The 3,574-nt window shown below is 61.0% G+C and carries 3 protein-coding genes; 1 reads left to right on the top strand and 2 read right to left on the bottom strand.

The genetic code is table 11. From position 1 onward, the window contains the following. Nucleotides 1-708: EAL domain-containing protein (locus B2V21_RS13290; RefSeq protein WP_286917090.1), on the bottom strand; the 708-nt coding region annotated here is incomplete at its 3' end. A gap of 170 nt (nucleotides 709-878) precedes the next feature. Continuing rightward, nucleotides 879-2,960 (bottom strand): carboxy terminal-processing peptidase, encoded by a 2,082-nt coding sequence (locus B2V21_RS13285; RefSeq protein ID WP_177327969.1) that lies wholly within the window; start codon nucleotides 2,958-2,960, stop codon nucleotides 879-881. A gap of 139 nt (nucleotides 2,961-3,099) precedes the next feature. On the opposite strand from B2V21_RS13285, the gene B2V21_RS13280 reads away from it, so the two are divergent. Next, on the top strand, nucleotides 3,100-3,574 hold a 475-nt coding region (locus B2V21_RS13280; RefSeq protein WP_286917089.1), incomplete at its 3' end, for an alcohol dehydrogenase catalytic domain-containing protein.

Raw genomic sequence — 3,574 nt, 5'->3', positions numbered from 1 at the left:
GAGCAGATAGCCCTGGACCAGGTCGACGCCCATCTCGATGAGCACCAGCAGTTCTTCCTCCAGCTCGATGCCCTCGGCGATCACCTGGGCTTTGGAGGCCTTGGCGATCTGCAGGATGGAGCCGACGAACTCACGCTTGAGGGCGTCCTGGTGAATGCCATCGATGAAGTGACGGTCGATCTTCACGTAGTCCGGGCGCAATTCCGACCACAGGCGCAGACTCGAATAGCCTGCTCCCAAGTCGTCCAGGGCAATGGAAAACCCCATGGCACGGTAATGATGCAGGGCGTTGAACAGCAGTTGGAAATCGTCGGTAGGGGTCTGTTCGGTGAGTTCGATGACCACCTGGTTTGGGCTGATGCCGTAGCGTTGCAACAACTGCAAGGTGCGGCCGTTTTCGTGCAGCGGTTCGAGCAGCGACTCAGGCGACACGTTGAGAAACAGTTTGCCGTCCAGGCGCTGTTCGCTGAAGCGGCGGCAGGCGGTTTCGCGGCACATCATCTCCAGCTCGTTGAGCCGCCCGGCCTGGCGGGCGACGGCGAACAGATTGATCGGCGAGTGCAGCGGGCTGTTCGACGGCCCTCGACTCAATGCCTCGAAGCCCAGGATCTGTCGCTGGGACAGTGACACGATGGGCTGGAACAAGCTGTGCACACCGCCTTGGGCCAGAATGGTGTCCAGGGCGCTGAGCTGTTCAATGACGGTCATCGGTACGCTACCTTGCTGAAGGTCGTTCTGACCGATGCGTGAAACAGGTTGAAAGCACCGGGCCAGACGCAAAAAAAGACCCGCTGCTCACGCAGCGGGTCCCTATTTCACGACAGCTTCATTTCGGTTTGATGACGCAGGTGTCACGTTGCAGTCATTACTTCCGTGGATCAGTGCTTGGCCACCGACGTATTGAGTTTCAGGTAGTCGAGCAGGATGCGCCCGGTCTCGGCCAGGTAAGCGTCGTCTTCCGGTTTGGTCTTGTCCGGATCGGCGCCCAGTGCGTCTTCGTCTTCCTTCTTCAGCTCTTTGAGCGGCTCTTCGCCCTTGGCCTTGCGACGGGTGTTTTCCAACGCCAGTTGCTTGGCTTCGATGTCGCTGTGCTGGGCACGACGATCGGCCTCGTTCAGGCTCACGGTCTTCTCTTTCATCAACTGCTCGGCCAGGGCCAGGCGATCGCGGATGTAGATGAATTCCGGATCCTTGACGGTGCGCGCGTCATGATCGGCGGTCAGCTTGGCCAGGTACGGCTTGAACGGATCGCTGGCCGGCTTGATGGCCGGGCGGATGGTGTCCCACGGCATCGCTTCGGGCAGGGCGCTCTCGCCGATCTCCTTGGTGTCGATGATCGACGGGTAGGCGATGTCCGGCAGCACGCCCTGATGCTGGGTGCTCTGTCCGGAAACCCGGTAGAACTTGGCCAGGGTCAGCTTGAGCTCGCCGTGGTTGAGCGGCTGAATGGTCTGCACCGTGCCCTTGCCGAAGGTCTGTCCGCCAACGATCAGAGCGCGGTGATAATCCTGCATGGCACCGGCGAAAATCTCCGAGGCCGAAGCGGACAGACGGTTCACCAGCAGCGCCAGCGGGCCTTTGTAGAACGCGCCGGGGTTTTCATCCTCGAGCACGTCGACACGGCCATCGGCGTTGCGCACCAATACGGTCGGGCCTTTCTCGATGAACAGGCTGGTCAGTTCGGTGGCTTCCTGCAGGGAGCCGCCGCCGTTGTTGCGCAGGTCGATGACCACGCCGTCGACTTTTTCCTTCTGCAGCTCGGTGAGCAGCTTGCGCACATCGCGGGTGGTCGACTTGTAGTCCGGGTCACCGGCGCGGAACGCCTTGAAGTCCAGGTAGAAGGCTGGAATCTCGATCACGCCCAGCTTGTAGTCGCGGCCGTTTTCCTTGAGGTTGAGGATCGACTTCTTCGCCGCCTGCTCTTCGAGCTTGACCGCTTCGCGGGTGATCGAGACGATCTTGCTGGTCTGATCGTTGGGCGCATTGGTGTGCGGAATCACTTCAAGGCGCACGGTGGAGCCTTTCGGGCCGCGAATCAGCTTGACCACTTCATCCAGGCGCCAGCCGACCACGTCGACCATTTCCTTGTCGCCCTGGGCGACGCCGATGATCTTGTCGGCAGGGGCGACCTGCTTGGTCTTGTCGGCCGGACCGGCAGGTACCAGACGCACGATCTTGACCTGATCGTTATCGCTTTGCAGGACCGCACCGATGCCTTCGAGCGACAGGCTCATGTTGATGTCGAAGTTTTCCGCATTGTCCGGCGACAGGTAGTTGGTGTGCGGATCGTAGGACTGGGCGAAGGTGTTGATGTACGCCTGGAAGATGTCTTCGGCGCGGGTCTGGTCCAGGCGCGCCAGCTGGTTCTTGTAGCGCTTGGACAGGGTTTCCTGAATCTGCGCGGCGTCTTTTCCGGCGATCTTCTGGCGTAGCACTTCATCCTTCACGCGCTTGCGCCACAGGTCGTCCAGCTCGGCTTCGTTCTTCAGCCAAGGGGCGTCCTTGCGGTCGACCAGCAGGGTTTCCTTGGTGGTGAAGTCGAACTTGTCGACGCCCTTGTTCAGTTCAGCCAGGGCAAAGTCCAGACGGGCCTTGACCCGATCCAGATAGCGCTTGTAGATGATGAAGCCGGGATCCAGGTTGCCGTTCTTCAGGAAATCGTCGAACTGAGTCTTCCATTTGTCGAACTCGGCGATGTCGGCTGCCGTGAAATAGCTGCGCGAGGGATCGAGCAGCTTGATGTAGCTGTCATAGATGATGACCGAGCGCGCATCGTTGAGCGGCGGCTTGCTGTAATGATGGCGCTTGAGCAGCTCGACCACATTGAGGCTGGCCACCACTTCGTCGCGATCCGGCTGAAGTTTGTCCCAGCTGTTGGCGGCCAAGGTATTGGCGGACATCGACAAACTGCCGAGGCCGATACACAGCGCCAGGGCACTGCCGGGAATGAAATGCTTCATGCTGATTCGACGTGGGGGCAATTGATCACGCATATTAGGCCGTCTTTGAATTCGCCGGTTCCGTTGAAGCCGGACGCATAATGCGAAAAGCCCGGCGCCAAGGCGTCGGGCTCAGTCATGACTCAACTATGGAGGCACCGTGAAGGCATTGCAAGGCGTGGAAGGACATGTGGAGTGGAGCGAACGGCCGAGCCCGACGTGTGACGTAGGTCAAGTGAAGATTCGCGTCGCCGCGGCCGGTCTCAACCGGGCCGACCTGATGCAGCGCGCCGGCCTGTACCCGCCGCCACCGGGCGCCAGCGATATTCTGGGCCTTGAGTGTGCAGGCGTCATCAGCGAGGTCGGCGTCGGTTCGTCCTGGCAGATTGGCGACAGGGTATGCACGTTGCTGGCCGGGGGTGGCATGGCCGAGGAGGTGGTGGTCGATGGCCGTCACGTGCTGCCCGTGCCCGAGGGGCTGAGCCTGCACGAGGCCGCAGGCATCGTCGAGGTCTACGCGACGGTGTGGCTGAACCTGTTCCAGCTGGCCGATCTGCAACCGGGCGAGAAGGTCCTGCTGCATGCTGGCGCCAGTGGCATCGGCTCGGCGGCAATCCAGCTGTGCAAGGCATTCG

Source organism: Pseudomonas sp. UBA6276 (genome assembly GCF_002438365.1).
GTDB classification, from domain to species: domain Bacteria; phylum Pseudomonadota; class Gammaproteobacteria; order Pseudomonadales; family Pseudomonadaceae; genus Aquipseudomonas; species Aquipseudomonas coleopterorum.
This window is presented reverse-complemented; position numbering and strand designations above follow the sequence as displayed.

Excerpts from the sequence above, each read along its gene's own strand:
- B2V21_RS13285 (WP_177327969.1), bottom strand. The coding sequence starts at position 2,960 with ATGAAGCATTTCATTCCCGGCAGTGCCCTGGCGCTGTGTATCGGCCTC.